Genomic DNA, 22,005 nt, shown 5'->3' on the forward strand with positions numbered 1-22,005 from the left:
CGTCATACTCTACAGATACCTGTGTCTTTCCATCTGGTCGGAGGTACTTTAAAGTACCGTCTTTGCGGACATTTGCAAGCTGTAGAGCAAGTCTATGAGCAAGAGAAATAGGATAAGGCATGAGCTCTTCTGTTTCGTTTGTAGCGTAACCGAACATCATACCCTGGTCACCGGCGCCTGTATCCAGGTCGTCTGTAAGTGAGCCTTCCTTTGCCTCAAGAGCCTTGTCAACACCCATTGCAATGTCTGCGGATTGTTGATCAAGAGCGACCATAACAGCGCAAGAGTTTCCATCAATGCCTTTCTTTCCATCGTCATAACCGATTTCAAGAAGAGTCTTGCGAACAATAGCAGGAACATCTAAATGAGCCTTTGTTGTGATTTCTCCTGTTACAAGAACAAATCCTGTACAAGAAGCAGTCTCACAAGCAACACGGCTCATTGGATCTTCAGCTAGGCAAGCATCGAGGATGGCATCAGATACGGCATCACATACCTTATCTGGATGACCTTCTGTTACTGACTCTGAAGTAAATAATAATTTTTCCATATAATATTCCTCCACCCTAATCTCGTAATTTACTTCCTGTAAGCTTTAGGAAAATATCTTCTAAATCCATATGATTTGTATTTACTGAAATAATCTTTTTATTCCACTTATCACACACTTTCATTATGTCTGTAATAATGTCTTTATTCTCCGTATAATCAACGCAAAATTTATATGTATTCTTTTCCATTTCTATATCTTTTACACCACAAGTCATATGGAGTTCATTTACCTGATTATCATTCATACTATCATCCAACTTTAGAGTTATAGTAGAATGCGTCAAAAACTGATTATGAACATTTTCAAGTGTATCATTAACCAATACCCTTCCATGGTCCATTATCACAACATCATCTGCTATTGCTTCTATTTCTTCCATATAATGAGTTGTATATATTACAGAAACACCTTTAGATTGCAGCTTTCTAATAGAGTCCAAGATATAATTTCTTGACTGTGGATCAATTCCTACCGTTGGTTCATCTAAAATTATCAACTTTGGAGCATTCACGAGACTACAAGCAATATTAAGGCGTCGCTTCATTCCTCCGGAATACGTTTTTGCCTTTTTATTCTTTACTGTCTCCAACCCTACAAATTCAAGGGCCTGCTCACATACGTTATTTATATATTTTTTTGGTATCCCATATAAACTTGCGAAAAACTTTACATTTTGATAGGCTGTAAGATCCTCGTAAATAGCAAGGTCCTGCGGCACCACACCTAATTCCGATTTAAATTTTTGTCTACAGCTATCTACGTCTTCACCTTTATAAAGTATGCGACCACTATCTTGATTTATAAGTGTACTTATCATTCCTATAGTGGTACTCTTCCCCGCCCCATTGGGGCCGAGGAAGCCAAGGATATGTCCTTTTTTTACATTGAAACTAAGATTATCTACCACTTTATTTGCATCATAGCTTTTTGTTATATTCTCAAGTTGAATTATGTTTTTCATTAATTATTCTCCAAATAATTCATATACCATCTTACTTTCGATTTGCAGATTTAATATTTATAACTCGTCCTATTATTCCAAACATGACTAATACAATTCCGATTCCAATATACATATTCAGAATTCCTATCTGTCTTACTATAAATCCACTTACGATGGCACCAAATGAATACGACACAATAATCATGGAACCAACCACTGAAAAATACTTCATCATTTTATTTTTATCTGTAAAACTCTTTATAATATTTTCAAGAGTAGACATTATTATCTGCCAGAAAATACCTCCAAATAAAAATATAGTCATAATACCTATTATTGGTGTCATATTTAACAATGAAAACAATCCCCCTGCTAAACACAATAGGAATCCCATAGATATCATTCCAACATAAAACAAGTATTCTTTAACTAAATATTTTTCAAATAATAATGATATTAAAAACACTCCTGTACCTGAAATTCCAATACAAATACCTATAATTGCACCAGACTTTAAATCTACCATTCTAAATAGTGTAGCTAATTGTGCATCAACCATTTGAATACAAACCGTAACTACAAATGTCATCACTATTAACACTTTCACTATCATTTCATGGGCATCATAAAATCTATTATCAATATATTTTGTCTCCACTTTCTCTAATGCTTCATTTTTTATAGGAGCTTTAACAAATATCAGCACTATAGCAATTAGAACGTATAAACAAATGTTAATCATCATTAACATCTTAAAGTGAAACCAATATACCAATATGCCTCCTAAAATTGGACCTGAAAATCGAAGTAATTTAAATATCTTCTCGCTAGTGTCTATACCCTCCAACGAAATCACTTCTAAATATTTATCGACAGCTGTTCCAATAACAGAAAAGCATGCAGAAACTATAAATATGCATATAAATTCTTCACTTCGACTCAGTTCATCATGGATTAAAAATATAAATGTAATAACATCAATAATTATTGCCGCCAACCAATACTTTTTTACATGTATTGGTTTTATTGCCATTGACATGACTCCATTAAAAAGTGCCATGCTTCCAGAAAAGCAAAACGACATTATTCCAAGTGAAACTGGAGATATTTTTCCACAATACCCAATTTCCCAAATGCAACTTACCAACGTCATCCATATTGATATTGATGATAATATCTGAATCAACAAGACTTTCTTTACGCTATTTTCACTCATTTACGCCTCACTTTGTGCCAACAACAAAGAATAACACTAGTAGTGCATATGGATAATCTGCCTTAAGGAATTTATCAGCTGCTGCTTTCACTTTCTCAATATCGTCCTCTGTTAAAAGGTTATTATCAATCATAGTTCCCATCTCTTCATAATCTAGCTGTGGAAGAAAAGCCTGGATTCCAAGTTCATCACTATTTACAGGAATTAAGTCTAATGACACTTTGCTAAAATCAGCAGTCTTAAGCATTCTCCATAGTTTTCTACTGATAAAACGGTCGCCACCTTCGATAACCTGCTCTTTAATATGCTGACCATATACATACGATAACTCTGGAACTGGAGGATCAATAATTCCAAATAATCCTTCATCTACATCTGTAATTAAGATTTTTCCACCCTTCTTTAATGCTGCATAAATGTTTTCTAAGGCTTTAGGTACATCATGAACATGCTGTAATACCAGTCGTGTATATACAAGATCATAGCTTTCGTTTTCTAATTCGATACTTGTAATATCGCCTTTACGAATTTCTACTCTTCCGTCTAATTCTTCTGGGAGCGTAGCTGAGCTATACTCATAAAATTCATCATCAAGTTCAATACATGTAACTGTTGCATTTGGAAAAAGCTTACATAATCTTCTTGTAATAACACCAGGACCGCTACCTACTTCAAGTATTCTCATTTGCTTAGTAACGTCACCTACCTGTTCGGATACAAGCTTTACCTCTCTCTCCCATGTTAGATTCGCCTGAACCTCCATTCTCTGAATTAATCGTTTACACTTTTCTGCTTCCATTTTTTAACCTCCATTTATATAAATTTTTTTACATAGCACAAATCATGTTTTTTATAATATTTTGAACATTAGGTATCTCTGTTTTTGACTCTGAAATCAAACGTTTTGCGTTTTTCATGTCTATTGATACCCCAATTGTTCCTAACTGCTCTTTCAACATAACAGAAATCTGTCGAGCTAAATCATCATTTTCCTTAGCTCTTGCTTCACATCTTTCATACCATGTTTCCCACATAACCTTATCCATATCATATTCATCAAAGATTTCTGATAAACTAATCTCATTGTTAACATCTGGGTTGACTAAATGGTATGTTCCTGTATTCATGTCCTTCAAAGATGCATATACAATCATTTTGCTTACTGAGTCTACTGGTATACAATTTAGATTCATTCTGATATCTGGATAGATGCCCATTTTCTTACAAAAATACGCCATCTTATAGAACATATCCTCATTTTCTGTCTGTTGATTTATTGTTCCGGTTATTCTTCCTATACGAAATACTTTTACGTCATAGTTTTGTTTCATATATTCTCTTAAAATATATTCCACAACACATTTTGATTTGGCATAACCGAGTCTTAATGAATTAACATCTTGAGGAAGTACATCTTCATATACAATTCCATTTCTATAATCTTTTTCGCTAAAGATAGAAATAGTAGAAATGTATGAAAACCTTTTTCGTTTGCCCTTATCTAATATTTTTAGGACATTCTTTGTACCTTCTACGTTTGTCTTGGCAATCTGCTCGTAAGAAAGACTAAAATTAACATTGGCGCCATTGTGACAAATGATATCAACATTATCCTGAAGATATTGTAATTGTGTTTGGCTTAAGCCAAGATTTTCTTCAGCTAAATCACCACTAAACACTTCAAATCTTGAAGAATAATCATCATTCCACACGCCCCATTTGAGCATATTGTTCTTTATTCTTTCTTTACCTTCTAAACTATTACTACTTCTTACTAAACAAATAATTCTTTTTACCGCCGAACTTTCTATATATTCTTGTAATAAATATGAGCCCAGAAATCCTGTTGCACCCGTAATAAATACGGTGCTTAGCTCGTCATTATTTGCCCTTATATCAGTAGGTAAGTTTTTAAATTCCTTAACTTCATCGTCTATAACTATCTGCTTGGTAGAAGCTGTATTATTACTACTCATATGACAACGAATCGCAGCAGCTAAATCACATACACGAGAATCTCCTATAAACAAATCGAACGGAATCTTATATCCTAAATTCTTCTCTACGGATAATTTCACATCATAGATACTTAACGATGTGCCACCTAATTCATAGAAATCTGCATCACGACTGACTCGTTTTATTCCTAAAACTGTGGCAATAGATTCTGCAACTACTTTCTCGTAAATATCTTCCGGAGCAATATAGCTTTTTTCTTCAGTCTCTATAGGAATAGTTGCTAACTTTTTCCTATCAGCTTTTCCATTTGCATTTACTGGCATCTCGTCCAAAAAGCAATATACTTTAGGAATCATATATTCCATCAAATAATTTGATAGATGTTTATTGATGATATTTTCATCGCAAGTTTTAGATTTCACGAAACCGCACAATACCTGTTGACCATCATCACTAACTCTCACCATTACAACTGCTGCATCAACACCATCAACCTCAAGTATATGGTTCTCTATTTCAGAAAGTTCTATTCGTTGTCCTCGAATTTTTACTTGTGAATCCTTACGATCTAAATAAATGATATTTCCATCATCAGTCAGTCTAACGATATCGCCCGTTTTATATATTCTGTTATATGGGAAACTATCATTCCATGGACATTTCAAAAAAGCCTTGTTAGTTTCAAGCTCATTATTCAAATATCCTTCTGCCAATCCAATTCCTGATATAAAAAGCTCTCCAGGTATTTCAATTGGATCAAACATTAATTCATCGTTGAGTTTGTATAGATGAATATTCGCTATTGGTCTTCCTATCGGGATAACAGAACCTATCTCATCTTTGTTTACAATCTCGCAAGATACATCAATTGCAGCTTCAGTTGGACCGTACAAGTTTGCCAACGTAGCCTTCATTTTCTTATAAAAATCAACACAAGTTGGTGCTTCTAGTTTCTCTCCACTGGCTATAACATATTCAAGAGATTCGCAATATCTACAAATATCCGTACTTAAAAATTTCTTTAACATCGACGGAACAAAATGAATAACATTGATTTGTTCTTTGATAATCAAATTCGCGATGTATTCCGGATCTTTATGTCCCTCTGGTTTTGCGATAACAAGTGTTGCTCCCTTTAAAAGTGGCCAAATCAATTCCCATACTGATACGTCAAATGTATACGGAGTCTTTTGTAATACTTTCTTACCTGGAGCAAGAGGAAACATCTCCTGCATCCAATTTAGTCTATTAACAATACCCTCATGTACATTTACAACACCTTTAGGATTTCCTGTAGAACCGGATGTATATATTACATATGCTCTATCATTTCCGTTTACCTTTGCAGAAATATAATCACTAGGATTATTTAAGCATGCAATGTCAACTACGTAATATCTAGCGACACCTTCTAGTTTTCCACTCAAACTGTCAGAAGTAAGTACTATTTTGCTTCCTGAATTTTCAATCATATACTTCAAACGTTCCTGTGGCGCATGTGTATCTAATGGAAAATATGCACAACCCAACTTAATTACTGCATGAATTGCTACAACCATCTCAATACTTCTGTTAAACATTATTGGAACTAAATCGCCTTGTTTAACTCCTAGTTTCTTCAATTCATTCGCTAATGCGTTTGTATAATTAGAAAATTCTGCGTAGCTTACGTGCTGATTCTCATATATCAATGCTGTCTCATTGGAATATAATCTAACAGCTTCATCCATTATTTCGATAAGATTATCAGGTGCGTCATATTTTTTTTCTGTGTTATTCCAGCCTTCTTTCTGCTTAATAATCTGTTCAGAATTTAAAAGTGACAATTTAGAAGTAACCACATTAGGTTTAGAAATATATTCGTCAATCAAATTGGTATAATATGCATTTAAATTCCTTATAAATTTCTCTTCAAAATTTTTCTTTAAATATTCCCATTCAAAAACATATTCACCATTCTCATATGTAATTGATAGGCTAATATCATATTTACTCTTTTTGTTTTCCAAACGTAATAAAGATACTTTTTCAGCCAGATTATTACTTACTTTTGGTCGACTCTGAAAAACAAACATCACATTACATTTACATTCAATATCTACATCAGATTTAGCAATCATTCTTGTGAAATCAATATGCTGTTGTTTTATTCTGTCAACAACTGTCTTCTTCTCTGAAAAATCAAATGCTAGAGGAATAGTATTAACAAAATATCCTGTTATGCCCATAGTTTTCTTCGAGAAACGATTAGCTACTGGTACTGCAATACATATCTTTTTTTCTCGACAAAACCTTGCCATTAAATCACCATAAACACTTGCCAAAAAAGCGAATGGCGTTATTTTTAAGTCACTGCAATAATCATTAATTTTTTTACTTTGTCCTAAATCACTTTTAAATCTAATTCGACATCCTTCTCGGTCTATATCCTCAATTTTATTACCCACAGGCATTGCGATTTCTGATGTATAACAATTCAAGGTATCTAACCAATATTTCTGTCTTTCAAGATACTTTTCTGTTTTCCTGGCGCCTTCTTGCTCTTCGCAATAATCGTAATATGTATATCTTAAAGATGAGTCTGTTCCTTCGCTCTCTCCGTCTTCAAAATAATATTTGCAGAATTTCTCCATCAACAGTTGTAGTGACCATCCATCACTAATAATGTGATGAAATTTAAAAATAACTATTATTCTTCCATCTACAGACGATAGAACATACACCTTAAACAAATCAGCATCTATTAGTTCAAATGGCTCTTTTGCAATCTGTTCTATCTTTTCATCTATCTTTTCATCTAACTTCTCTTTTTCTACAGTGAGATAATTTATTCTGAAATCTTCTACATTTGACACATACTGAACAGGATTACATTCGTGTTCAACTATTCTGCATCTAAGTATTGGTTCTTCATCAATAATTCGATATACAATCGTTTCTAATAATTCCTTATCATAATTATCTAACAGTTCAATACCTTCGATAAGATTGTATTCCGAATCATTGTTATGGAATTTCGAATAAACATACAGTTTTTGTTGCTGATATGATAATGGATAATACTTCATATTCTTCCCCCATTGTTATGCTATTTTCTTCTGAACAATCTTTACCATTTCGGTTACAGTTGGATTTTCAATCATATCTTCAAGATCAAGTTCAATACTGAAATGACTCTCAATATCAGCAAGCATTTGGTACGCCACGATAGAACTACCACCCAATTCAAAGAAATCACCATCCGAATTAGATTCATCAACCTCAAGGTATTCTTTCCACATGTTATGAATATATGATTCAACATCAGAATCGTCTTCCTGAGCACATTCATTTGTGTCATAGGAAATATTGGATGCATCTATCCAATAGCGTTTATGATCAAAACAATACTTTGGCAGCGGTTCCCTGTTTACAATTGCATAACTACCCAACAATTCAGTATCAAAATCAAAACCGCTTTCCCAGTATTGCTTTATTTCATATGCACAGCTTGAAATATTATCCAACGTCTCGTCTCGGCCTAAGATTCTACTGTAGAGACTTTTAATATCAGAAGCATTGCTACAGTTTTCGAACCCATAATAATACTGAGGTATAGAACCTGATTCTTCATAAGAATTTAATTGCTGTAATAATTCATCTTTGTTTCTATACCAAATCATAATTCGCTGACTAAAAATCTCCCTTTCGGTGTTATAGATTTTCATCAAAACCGAATCATTTACATCATTTTTTTCTAGATAATCGCGCAACTGCAAAAGCATCTTTCTAAGGGAATCTTCTGTCTTCGCAGAAAGTCTAATCATCTTTAAATAATTTTCATCTTCAACAAATGGTACTTTTTCGTTATCATATGCCTCAACGATAAGGTGTACATTAGAACCACCCATTCCAAACGAACTCACTCCTGCACACAACGATTCTCCATTTTTGGTTTCTAACTTCTCATACTCTTTTGCGACTTTAATACCACATTTTGAAAGTTCTAATGCAGGATTATCTGTATCGCAATGAATTGATGGACATATATGCTTATGATTTAAACATAGTACCGTTTTTATCAAGCCTGCTATTCCAGATGCTGCTATTGCATGCCCTATATTTCCTTTTACAGACCCTATCTTTAAATTGTCGTTACCGGCAAATATATTCTTTAATGCGGCAACCTCAATTTCATCTCCAAGACTAGTTCCCGTTCCATGAGTCTCTATAAAGGATATTTCTGATGGCTTTTTACCTGCAAAAGAAAGCGCATCCATAATTACATGTTCCTGCCCCTTTGCACTCGGAGCAGTATATGAAATTTTATCAGCACCATCATTGTTTATTGCACTACCAAGAATGACTGCATATACATAGTCTCCCGCTTCAATTGCATCATCATATCTTTTAAGTACTAATGTTCCTACACCACCACTAAAAATTGTTCCATCAGCTTTATCTGAAAACGGACTACATACACCGCTCTTTGAGTAGATTTCACCCTTCACATAGTTATAACCATCACCCTGATTTGAGTTTATTGAAACCCCACCACAAAGCGCCATGTCGCACTCATATGTCATTAAGCTACGACAAGCCAAATGAACCGCTGTCAATGCAGATGAACATGCAGTTTGCACGGTAAGCGACGGTCCTGTTAAATTCATAAGATAAGAAATCCTACTGGATAAATAATCCGATGAATTTCCATGGATTATTTGGGGTAAAATCTTATTTATGTCTTCTTTTTTTTGAATAAGATTCGGCAGAACATTATTTAATAAATATGTACTGATTCCACTTCCAATAAAAACACCAACCTGGTCATTTAGATTTGAGACCTTGTAACCTGCATCTTCAAATGCTTTCCATGCCGATTCCAGCACTAATCGCTGTTGAGGATCCATATACTTAGCATCCTTGGCGCTGATATTAAAGAAATCGGCGTCAAATTGATCTATCGAATCGACATAATAAGCTTTGTTAACATAATTCTTATCACCACTTTCTTTTTTTGCGTTTTTTAGCGGACATACCCCATTTTTTAGAAGATGCCAATACTCTTCTATACTATTTGCCCCTGGAAATTTACAATCCATTCCTATAATAGCTACAGCATTTTCCATCTAATTAGTCTCCCTTTTTTTCTTGGCTGTCATTTTCAAAGCCTTAATTGCGTTAGCACTTCGTGCCCTCGACTTATCCCACTCACCTTTACTCTTCTCCTCAACATCAGTGCTAGTCTCCAGAAACTCTGAAAAACTTCTAATTGTTGAATATTCAAATAAATCTGTAACACTAATATCTCTTCTAAATGACAACTCTAATTTTTTCTGTAAAACAAGCAACGATATTGATGTTCCACCCACATCAAAAAATGTTTTATCCATAGGGATATTTCCATAACCCAGTACATCCTGCCATATCTTATAAACCTGTTTTTCAGTTTCTGTTCCATTAACAATTTCATACTTAGAATCCTGAAACTCATTTATATATTTCTTTAATTCTCGTATGTCTGTTTTCCCATTTTGAGTTAATGGCATAGCATCAATTTTAAAAACATGCGCCGGTATCATGTAACTAGGTAATATTTGATGTAAATTATATATGCATTCAACCTCATCAAAATCTGCGTGTGCGATAACAAAGGCATATATCTTGTCATTCAAAACTATCGCCTTTGTGTTATGGACTCCTGAAAATTTTAGAATGGCACTTTCTATTTCACCTAACTCAATTCGATGTCCAAGTATTTTAACTTGATCATCACTTCTTCCTAAAATCTCAATAGTTCCATCACCTCTATAACGTCCAATATCCCCTGTGTTGTATGTCACTCCATCTGATGTAAGAGATTTCACTTTTCCATCTTCTTCACACAAATATCCCTTTGCTAAATACTTTGTTCTAATGAGAATAGTTCCTATCTCACCTATTGATGTCTCATTATGATTATTATCTGCAACAATTACTTGAACATCCGATATTCCCTGACCAATTGGTAGATACTCTCCACAACTATTCAGCAGCACATCGTCATATTCTATATATGACATTCCTTGTGGCGTTTCAGTTGTTCCATAGTAATTAACAAATCTACAGTTAGGAGCCAGTTTCATTAACGCCTTAATGGTAGATTTTTTTAATCTTTCGCCTCCAAAGAATATCCACCTAAGCTCTGCTAATATTTCATCTTCATGTGACTGTGCTTGAAGTATAATTGCATCAGCAAGTGATGGTGTCATATTCGCCACTGAGATTTTATTTTCATATAAATAATCAAAGAGATCATTTTTTATAAGTAATTCTTCCGTTGGGAATACTATTGTTCCTCCTACACTGAGAGGAACAAAAATGTCGCGTAGGAAAGGATCATGGGATATACCTGATAACACTGCGAAAACATCTTTGTTTCCTAAATTAAATTTTTCTGTTTCCCAACTAATAAAATGATTTATTGCACTATTATGACCTAATATGCATTTAGGCTTTCCAGTAGTTCCTGACGTTAATGAAATATAACCACAGTCTTTTACATCAATTGCCAATTTTCTATCACTTATTTTTTCTATCTTAGGAGCCTTTGAAATATCTAAATAATATGTACATCTGGCTGCATTGAGTGAATCTACTTTCCTCTGCTCTGGCCATTCGTTATCGATTATTACAAATCTACAACCAACACTTTCGACCGCCAGCATTGCTGCTATAATATCTGGTTTCCTATAACCGCTTAATCCAATGTTTTCTCCACTATTTATTCCCTCATTCTCGAGAATATGAACAATTTCGTTCTTCTTATTTAAAAAATAATTAGAAGTTAAAATCTCATTCTTACAAATAATTTTGAAATTAGATTGAGCTAAGTTCTCTAGGCTTTCATTTGAATGATAGTTAAGTAACTGCAACTCTTTCGCTGCATCCAATCTGTACTCACAAATAGACTTAGTTGCCCCCGAAACAATCTGTGATATGAGTTCTGAAAAATGTAATAACATTCTTTGTGCTGTACTTTCACTATATACGTCAGAATAATAATTCAATCTAATATTTAGCTTTTCTCCATCATCATGAATATAGAAAGTAAAATCATATTTAGCTTTTTGCTCACTATCTATGACAGGCTCTACAACAACTTCATCAAAATCATTCAAATTAAGGTCGAAGTCAACCATATTTACCATAACTTGGAAAAGACTAGTATTATCAGTAGTTCTTGTCGGATTAACTATCTCCATAATTCTTCCAAGGCCCACTTTTCCATAATCTATAGATTCCAATATTTCTTGATTAACTCGACTTAAGTAATTTTGGAAAGAATCGTTATCGTTGACTGGTAAAAGCGCTACCGTTGTATCAATAAACATTCCCACCATTTTCTGTGAATACTTATCTTCCCTGCCTAATACTGGAAAACCAATTGGAATACTCTGCTGACCACTATATTTTCTTAATACAATTCCTAATACAGCTGTCATGAAACTAAATTTGGTTACATTATTCCGCTTTGTATACTCAGATATTTCATTATATTTTTCCCCGTCAATGGTTCCATAAGTATTTCTTCCAATGTGCGTCATAACACTTGGGCGCTGATAGTCTTCTGGTAAATTTAGAACCGTATTCTCGTTATTAAACTTACTAGCCCAATACTTTTTTGTTTCCTCATTGTTAATTGTTGAATAATTAACAGCCTCTGTGTATGCAACATCTGAATATTGGTACTCTAATACATCGCTATTAATCTCGTTATTTTTCAGTGCGTTGTAATTGTTCCTTAATTCATCAAAAATAATGCTGAATGACCATCCATCAGCAATGAAATGATGAATTGTAAGCAATAAATAAAACTCAGTTTCACTGCTCTTCAACAATTCTATTTTGTACAATGGATATTTATTAGGATGTAAATCAATACATTTCATGTTCTTTATTTCTTTAGTAATATATTCCGACTTTTCTTTTTCTCCTAAGTCACTTATATCAACTAAAGGAATATCTACCCTGTCAGCATTCTTAACAAATCCTATAATTGTTTCATTACACTGCATATAACGAGTACGTAATATCTCGTGTTTATCAACAATCTTCTTGAAAGCCGTACAGAGTTCTTCATAATTTAGATTACCCGTCAACTTAACGGCAACTGGAATATTAAATTCCTGCGTTTTGGAGTTTATAGCACATGCTAACCAGATTCCTCTTTGCCTATCAGTTAAAACAATAGGAATATTTTGAGGCCTCTTTAACAAAGCTAGTTTTTTTCTGTCTACAAATGTCTTAGCTTTTGCTATAGAATTCTCTTCATTAACATCGTTTGCAAGTAATGATGCTAACTCTTTTACGCTTATCCCAGATAGTAACTCTCCTATACCAAGACTTACGCCATAGCGCTCCTCCATATCAACTATGAGGTTGTATATATTTATTGAATTAATACCTAATTCTATTAATGTATCTTCAATTGAAATCTCAACATCTACATACTTTTTTAGGATTGTCAGCACTTCTCTTTCAAGCTCATTAGACGGCTCAACTATTACTCTATTACTTAATACCTCCTTAGCATGTTGTTCTAGCTTCTTTCTGTCTATCTTTCCATTGTTTGTCAATTCAATACTATCTACCTGGATGAACTGTTCAGGTACCATATAATGTGGCAGTATTTCTATTAGTTTCTTCTTGAAACTATTAATATCAAAGTAGCTACCTTTCTGCGTCTCGATAAAACAAACAAGTCTCTTGTCCGAACCAGTATCATTCGTTACTACTATTGCATTTTTAATTCCTGGTTGATTCTGAAGTACTTTTTCTATCTCTTCTATCTCAATTCGGAATCCATGGATTTTTATCTGATTATCTACTCGTCCGACATATTCAAATTCACCTGACTTTGTCTGTCTGACAATATCACCTGATTTATAAAATCTCTCTCCATTAATAGTAATAAACTTCTTTTTGTTTTCTTCGTCCAAGCCTATATATCCAATAGCTACCACTCTTCCACCAATAAGTAATTCGCCAGCACACCCCTTTGGGCAAATATTATTGTCACTATTTACCACCAAAAGCTTGTTCCCGCTCACAGCTTTTCCTATTAGTACAGGCTTTTCTACTGAACACTTACTTGTTGTATTCCATATAGTAGCTTCAGTTACTCCATAAGCATTAAAGAAATCGTGTCCCTTACACCAAGTATTTTTTACCTCTGAGGTACAAGGCTCTCCTGCCGTAACAATAACCCTTAATAAATCTAAGTCTTTGTTTTCCATTGAGGCTAAAACAGAAGATGGTAATGTAGTAATAGTTATCTTTTGTTCCTTTAAAAACTTATGTAAGCGAGTTCCTGTTCCCATGTTTTCTCTTTTATCAAAGCATAGCTCCGCACCGTGACCTATAGCCATGAGAATATCGAAAACAGAGGCGTCAAAACATACAGAAGCAAAGAAGGATACTTTATCTGTATTTGTAACCTTGAACAATTTTTTCTGTTCTATTACTACGTCCGAAATGCCTGAGTGACTAACCTTTACTCCTTTTGGTACTCCTGTGGTTCCAGATGTGTATATTGAATATGCGCCATTTTTGATATCAATGTCTCTATTGAGATTTTTAATACTTAGCTTATCAATAGATGTGCCATCAATTGTTATCGTTCCTTCATAGAATAAAATCTTAGGATAGAGAATCTTATCTACATCATTCCAATCAAGATTCATAGAATCAAAAGTTCCATCTGAAATGATTAAATTCATCTTTGAATTTGAAATAATATAATCCAGTCTTTCTTTCGGATAATTTTTATCTAAAGGAACGTAAAATGATCCTGCTTTTAATACAGCAAAAATACTAACCAAAAAGCGAATCGACTTTTCGACAGCAATTCCTATTGGCTCCTCTTTACCACCTGTTATCTCAACAATCTTATTTGCAAGATAATTACTCAGGTGGTTTAAATCTCCATACGTTATTTGTTCATTTTCATAGGTAGCCGCTATTGAATCTGGGGTCAATTCCGCATATCTTTCCAGATACTGATGATAAAGAAGGGCCTCTTTATTAATCTTTTCAGATTCTGATTCATATTCCTCATCAATATCAGTTTCCAATGATGTGCTCAATTCATAATCTATTATTCTGCCGTTTGGATTGGAAATAACGTTTGTTATTAATGAATAATAACTATTCATTAATACATCAACTTCCTCATCAGAATACACTGAATTCTTGTATTGACATTTCAAAACAAGACTGTCTTCGCATTCTTCCATCATAAAAACAATGCCATACTGCGAATCGATAACAGGTGTTGTTATTTTCTCAAATCCTATTCCTTCTACATAAACTGTCGATTCTTCACTATCGCCATTGATAAAGATTGGAGCCCCTTTAACTTCTCCTGTTGCTTTTTCATATACAAACACATGACCTAAATCGACGCGTTCTTCATTAATCTTATCCTCTAAGACTGACAATGATACTCCCGCTGGATAACTAAAAGCATCCATAATATCACTATGAAGATTTTTGATATATTCATTAAGCTTTTCTGTTCGATCTATATGACAACCTGTCAATACATTCTTTACTAGATAACCTACTGTATTGAAATACTTTGTATCCTCTCTTCCTGAACTATAGGTACATGTTATGAAGTTATTGGAATTTGATATCTTATAGTAAAGAATCTGGTAAAGACCATACATTAATTCGAATACTGAATATTTATTTTCATTACATATCTTTTTTATCTCAGCTAAACTTTTAGCTTCAATTGTTAAATATTTCTCCGAAGCCCCTTTTGGGATTAATTCAACCTCTCTTAGCTTAACTGGATAATCTCTTACCAAAGAATAAGATGAAAGCCTATTCTTTAGCTCATCACACAAGCTTTTATAGTTCGCTCCGCTTATGATTTTATTCTCATTAATTTGATATTTTAAATATTCCTTATCAACACCTACAGTTGCACTCGTACCTTCTACTTTTTTCTTATATGTTAATATTATTTCTTCAAACACTTTGAATATAGATATTCCATCAATCACCGCATGATGAATAACTAATCCGAAATACCAATTATTCCGTTCGTTAATAATAGTGCATCTAGCTACTTCCTTTGAAAGATCAAAAGTACCATTTATTGCTTCATTCAAACAAGAACTTGCCTGCTCTGGAGAACAGCAATCTATTTCATTAACTACAAAGGCTTCTTTATTTTTTCTTTGGACGATTTTCTTTCTCTTGTCAATTTCAAAAATAAGTCTTAATACTAGATATCTATTAATTACTTCTTCACAAGCACTCTTCCATAGCTTCTTATTTATAGATTCGTCCATCTTCCATGCAGCACCCATGTTATATTTATTGCTACCTGGATTTAAGAACTGATCCAAAATTATAGCCTTCTGACCTGGTGTTACCAGTTCACAGAACTCATCTTCAGATAATTCTTCACTTTCTTCTGAAGTAGTATCTATAGAAACAAGAATCATTGACGCTAATTCTTTTATGCTTTTGCACTCTGAAAAATCCTTAAAACTCAAACTGCTGTTAAATGATTTATTAATACAGGCATTCAACTGGAAACACTTTAGCGAATCTAATCCCAAGTCATAAATATCTGTATCTTCCATTATTTCATCATTAACACACACTTCTTCTTTTATAAGCTCAATTAACCTAGAAATAACATCTGATTCCCCTAAAACTGCAGAGTCATCTAGTGCCTCTATAAAATCTGTTTCTAAATCCTTTTCATCATTACACTCATAACCTTCAGTTAAATTATGTCTTTGCCTTATCATCTTAGAATTAGGCCAGAATTTATTCCTAGCGAATTCATAGTTTGGTAAGTCTAAACTATTTCCTTTTGAACTTGCAATGCCAAACCAGTCTATATCAATTCCCTCTGAATATAGTTGTGCTGTTCCTTCAAGCAATGCTTTAGTTGGATTGTAATTTCTTTTTTGTAATGGTATTAACGATGTATTAGATTTACTATGCATCAAATAAAACAACAACACTGAAGCAGGCGCCACCTCAATTACTACATCCGCCTCTGAATCCAAAATCTTTGATGCTTTATCAAATCTAACAGTCTGACACATATTGTCAGCCCAATAATTTACATCTAATTTTTTTGACTGATACTCTTCCCCAACTACAGTAGAAATAAATCGTTTTGAAATTGGTTTTGTCCTTACTTTACCAACTCTCTCAATAAATTCATTTCTATATTTTTCTAATCCCTTAAAATGGAACGAACAATTTACTGGTAGTTGCTTACATTTGTACCCTGCTTCAACTAATCTATGTTCGATATCAGCTATCTCTTTATTACTTCCCGAGAACACAACAGAATTATCTAAGTTAATAACCCCTACTGATAATTCATCATATAAATCAATGTAGCTATTTGCATCTTTCAAGGAAATATTTACAGAGAGCATTTTTCCTTTACCCTCAAATCTCCTTAAAATATCGCTTCGGGTATAAATAATTCTTACTGCTGCATCAAGTGATATCGCTCCACATATATATGCTGCTGAAATTTCACCGAAACTATGTCCGCAAACATAATCATATTCAACACCCATTCTTTCCAAGAGCTTTGCCAGAGATACCTCAACTGTAAAAATCGCAGGTTGTGCATAATATGTATCCTTGAGCAAACCTTTCTCTATATCTGCTAGAACCTCGCGAACATCACAGTGACCGATTTCCTTGAATTTTTTCACACATCTCTCAAACATTTCAGAATAGGCTTCAAACTTAGTTAATCCATTTGCCATTTGAGCCCATTGTGATCCCTGTCCTGAGAATAATAGACCTATCTTTTTTCTATTTCCTACTACATTCTTTCTATAATCCTTTTTTTGACTGTTGGATATTTTATCTACTAAATCCTCCAAACTCTCAACAACAAAAGCATCTCTATACTTTCCTCTACTACACCTATGTGTTGACGCATATTCTAAATCAGACATTGAAGCATTAGAATTTTCTATAAAACGTTTTAATGCTTCATTATTACGATGCAACGCATTTCCGTTTACATCTGATACAGGAATAATATATGCACTCCTTTTTTCGTCATTAACAACAGTTTTATTTTCATACCTATCTATAATCACACAACTATTTGTACCACCGAAGCCAAACGAACTAATTGCACATGGAAAACTCTCATCTGCTATCTGTAGATTATCCTCCACGATTTCGATGTTTTTCTCTTTTAACTCTAGTCTAGGATTATATTCACCAACTCTTATTGTTGGCGCAAGATTACTGTTATATAAGCTCAGAGCAACTTTTATTAGAGACGCAATTCCTGCTGCCCCCTCTAAATGTCCAATATTTTTCTTTACAGCTCCCAAAAGTAAGGTATGATTTCTACCAGGTGCAGAGTTTAATGTCTCATTAATAGCAGATACCTCAATATAATCTCCAAGTAATGTACCTGTACCATGAGTTTCTACATAGCGTATATTAGACGGACTGAGTTTTACACTATTGCAAGCCCTATTTAAAAGCTCTATCTGCATTAACTTATTCGGTGCTGTCACCGAAGCACTTCTTCCATCTTGATTAACATTAGCACCTAATATTGAAGCATATATTCTATTACAACTCTTTTCAGCCTCATCTTGCTTCTTTAAAACTATTACCCCGACTCCTTCTCCTCGTACATATCCATTTGCTGTATCTTCAAATGTATGACATGCACCATCTTTAGAAAGCATTCCCGCTTCAAACAATGCAGTATTAATATCTGGATTCAATATCAAATTAACACCAGCAGCTATCGCAACATCACAATAACCGTTTTTTATGCTATTACATGCCTCAACAACTGCGACAAGCGAAGAAGAGCATGCAGTATCCAAAGTAACGCTAGGGCCTTTGAAATTAAACATATATGACATCCTGTTTGAAAGCATAGCCATTGAATTTCCTATAATAGATTCAATATCTTTCTTGTCAGGCAAGATGCTATTAAAATAGTCTGCATTAGTGGCACCCACAAATAATCCTATCTTTTTTTCATCTATATCTTTTTTATTTATATTTGCATCCTCAAGAGCATGAACTATTTCTTGCATTAACAATCTCTGCTGAGGATCCATTTTTAATGCTTCATTTGGGGAAATATTAAAATAAACATTATCAAATTCATCAATAGCATCAATATATCCGCCATCATAAATTGATTCGCGAAGATTAAGCTTTCCTGTGTAGCACATTTTAATACGCTCCTCTGGAAAACTTGTAACACTTACCTTTTTCTCACATAAATTATCATAAAATTCTCGTGACGATTCCGCACCTGGAAATCTACATGCTATTCCCACTATCGCCACCTTAGTATTAGAAGATTCACTTTCTACATTATCCGACTTAATAAAATGACTATTAATATTATTTAAATAATCATTCAGCTTATTAATTGTTGGATAGTCAATCAATGCTGTCATATCTAATTTAAGGTTTAATTCACGTTCTATTTCTCCTATAAACTGCACTACAGTAACAGAATCAAACCCCAATTCCATAAAAGGTCTATCCAAATCCAGATTGCTAGCTTCTATTCCTGTATAACTAGAAATTTTTTCTAATAATTTTTCTAAATCCATTTTTCTATTTCCCCTTTTTGTTTTTTATCAACTATCTTTTTGGCCAATCAAAAATCCACCACATATCAATTACCTCCTTTTTTTCTCGAATACGTATAAAATATCACTATTTTTATTTCTAATCTCATCTTTACTGATAAACGTTTTTATTTATGTGTAAACGTACATTTATTGTATTGAACATAAAAAACTCCCTAACCAAGTTAACTTTATTACTTAGGTTAGGGAGCTTCTTACGAACCTCAATATATTATGTTTTTATTCCCTACTTCACAACTAATGGTATAGACACTTCCGCACCATAGCCATCTTCCAAAAAATAAGTTCTATATATTCCTCCTATTTTTTCTGTATATCGCTTTACTTTTTCTATTCCGTATCCATGTAATCGTGTGTCCTCTTTTGTCGTTCTAAGATCTAATAAATTTTTGATTTCCTCAACTCTTTCTCGACTGATAGAATTTTCTACAAAAATAGTAAGCGATTGTTTTCCCTGAATAAACTTTATTCTTATCCATGGATTATCTCCGCTGACGCTAGCTGCTTCCACTGCATTAGATAATAAATTGGCAAAAATAAGGCACAAATCCCTATCTGACACCGATAGATTGTCATCGACCTTACCCTTAACCTTTATGTCAAGAATACCTTTAAGCTTATTCAGATATGCATTTAATAAAATATCAAGTGTTCTATTTCCTGAATAAACATTCTTTATACTGAAGAATGTTTCTGAATCTAAAATTTCGTCTATATATTCTTCTAATTCTTTATATCTTTTTTGATCACATAAACCTTTTATAATATATAGCTCATTCTTTATGTCATGCCTAAAACAACGAGTGTCTTCTTCTATCCTTAATTTTTCTTCGAATAAATCTCGCTGTTGATATGTAAATGCTTGAAGTATCTCGTTTTCCTCTTTACGATGTGTAACATCATTACTAAAATATGCTATTAAACTGATAAGTACACAAAGAATTACTCCTCCGATTAATATATATACACTACCAATCGATCTATAATTCTTCTCGATTACAAATTTCAGTACATTCATGCAATATACAAGCACTAACGTCATCATTGCCATTAAAAACGCCAACAACCAACCTATTTTAGCTGTTGTTTCTATTGGTCTTATTTTCTTATGAAGAGAACCTACTATAGCAATTATGCTTAAAAAAGTAATGATGACTATATACGTAAGAATATCATTCCAATAATCACGTTCCACCCAAAATGCATCTAACCAATTATGAATAACACACTCCAAATCAGCTAATGACCAAAATGTAAGCATCCATATTCTCGCACATTTTTCAAGTTTTTCTCCAGTAGCCCAATACAATAACCATAGATAACAAATAATCGAGAAATAACTTATGTGAGATAAACTATGTTCAAATAGCATTTCTACACTGAGTACTAAAAATCCGAGTCCACAATATATCTTTCTTTTTTTTGTCATCAGACATAATCTCATACCAAAAATATAATAATATACTAAAAAGAAAGAACAACTATTAAACAAATGATTAATTATTCTTTGAAAATCTACGTCGTTAATCATCCTCGTTCCTTATCTAAACTAACAATTTTCCTAAAAAACATAGTTTGCTTACGCTTAGATACACAAATATGTTCTCCTGTTTCTAGCAAAACATCCCCACATGCAGCATTGTATCGTTTTATTTTCAGCAAATTAACAATAGTCCTTCTATGGCACCTAAAGAAAATTCGATTATCCAACATTTGCTCTAAGGTATTTAAAGATCTACTACTCCTATATTCCATATCCTTTGTGTATATTATTGTAGAATTTTGATACGACTCAATGTATACTATTTCATTCTCTAAAATCTCAAACTCTATATTATTGGCATTTACTTTTATAACTTGCATTCCATACATTTTTTTACGTGAAGCATCCAATGCCTCATACAAGTCTATTACATTAATCGGTTTCTCTAAAAATCGGAATGCATTAATTCTAAAAGCTTCATTACATCGTTCTACCATGCTGCTTATTATTACAATTCGAAAATCATATTCATCCACATGCGAAAACGCTTTCTTTACTGCTGTAAATCCATCCATATCTGGCATATTTATATCTAAAAACAATAGATTGAATGTAAATTTCGACTCCAAAAGCTCTTCTGCGCTATACAGATGATAAATTTTAATCGGAATATTTTTTTCGAACGAATAAGCTTCTATTTTTTTCTTTAAATCCGCATGAATATACCTATCATCATCACATATTGCAATGTGATATTCTTCTGATTTCATAACACTACACCTCTCCACCTAACCCTACAACAAACACCATTTTATTATATCTGTCCATTTTGTCAATATAGACAAAATCGAGTAGGAGGGAGATTTAATTAATCTCCCGACCTCTCAGTCGAGTAAGTAGGAGGATTTTCACCTCAAACTTCTCACAGAACCGTACGTGAAGGTCTCCCTTCATACGGCTCTTATCATCTAACAATACGAATACATTTTGCTCCAGTGTGCAAACAATCTCGGCTCTCGTTTTCTTACAGACGTGAGCCATTTTTCTGCCCGTCTTCTATGACCACGAAGGTTCTTATATTTACACATTGCCCATTTTACTAGCCTACGTTCTATACATTGAAGTGTATATTTCATGGCTGATGGATTGAATTTCCCAAAATAATTAATCCAGCCTCTTAGCATAGGGTTT

10 protein-coding genes are annotated in these 22,005 nt (G+C 33.4%); all 10 read right to left on the bottom strand.

All coding sequences use genetic code 11. The features are described from left to right. Positions 1-550: S-adenosylmethionine synthetase N-terminal domain-containing protein (locus tag BMZ41_RS14970; RefSeq protein ID WP_143071361.1), on the bottom strand; the 550-nt coding region annotated here is incomplete at its 3' end. Positions 551-566: 16 nt separating this feature from the next. Continuing rightward, complete coding sequence (locus BMZ41_RS14975) at positions 567-1,514, bottom strand: ABC transporter ATP-binding protein (protein ID WP_090531156.1); 948 nt, start codon at positions 1,512-1,514, stop codon at positions 567-569. Between the two features lie 31 nt (positions 1,515-1,545). Next, complete coding sequence (locus BMZ41_RS14980) at positions 1,546-2,712, bottom strand: MFS transporter (protein WP_090531159.1); 1,167 nt, start codon at positions 2,710-2,712, stop codon at positions 1,546-1,548. A gap of 7 nt (positions 2,713-2,719) precedes the next feature. Then, positions 2,720-3,511 (bottom strand): class I SAM-dependent methyltransferase, encoded by a 792-nt coding sequence (locus tag BMZ41_RS14985; RefSeq protein WP_090531162.1) that lies wholly within the window; start codon positions 3,509-3,511, stop codon positions 2,720-2,722. Positions 3,512-3,539: 28 nt separating this feature from the next. Beyond that, positions 3,540-7,739: a non-ribosomal peptide synthetase family protein gene (locus BMZ41_RS14990; protein WP_090531165.1), complete on the bottom strand. Its 4,200-nt coding sequence runs from the start codon at positions 7,737-7,739 to the stop codon at positions 3,540-3,542. 15 nt (positions 7,740-7,754) lie between these two features. Then, the gene (locus BMZ41_RS14995) at positions 7,755-9,779 is read right to left on the bottom strand and encodes a type I polyketide synthase (protein ID WP_090531168.1); all 2,025 of its coding nucleotides are present in this window, start codon (positions 9,777-9,779) and stop codon (positions 7,755-7,757) included. After that, entirely contained in the window at positions 9,780-19,292 is a 9,513-nt protein-coding gene (locus tag BMZ41_RS15000) for a hybrid non-ribosomal peptide synthetase/type I polyketide synthase (RefSeq protein WP_090531171.1), read from the bottom strand. Between the two features lie 265 nt (positions 19,293-19,557). Next, a complete protein-coding gene (locus BMZ41_RS15005) occupies positions 19,558-20,760 on the bottom strand; it encodes a sensor histidine kinase (RefSeq protein WP_177184260.1) in 1,203 nt (400 codons plus the stop codon). 98 nt (positions 20,761-20,858) lie between these two features. Further along, entirely contained in the window at positions 20,859-21,584 is a 726-nt protein-coding gene (locus BMZ41_RS15010) for a LytR/AlgR family response regulator transcription factor (protein WP_090531177.1), read from the bottom strand. A gap of 198 nt (positions 21,585-21,782) precedes the next feature. Beyond that, on the bottom strand, positions 21,783-22,005 hold a 223-nt coding region (locus BMZ41_RS15015; RefSeq protein ID WP_304442055.1), incomplete at its 5' end, for a group II intron maturase-specific domain-containing protein.

This window comes from Pseudobutyrivibrio sp. UC1225 (assembly GCF_900115215.1).
GTDB lineage: Bacteria > Bacillota > Clostridia > Lachnospirales > Lachnospiraceae > Pseudobutyrivibrio.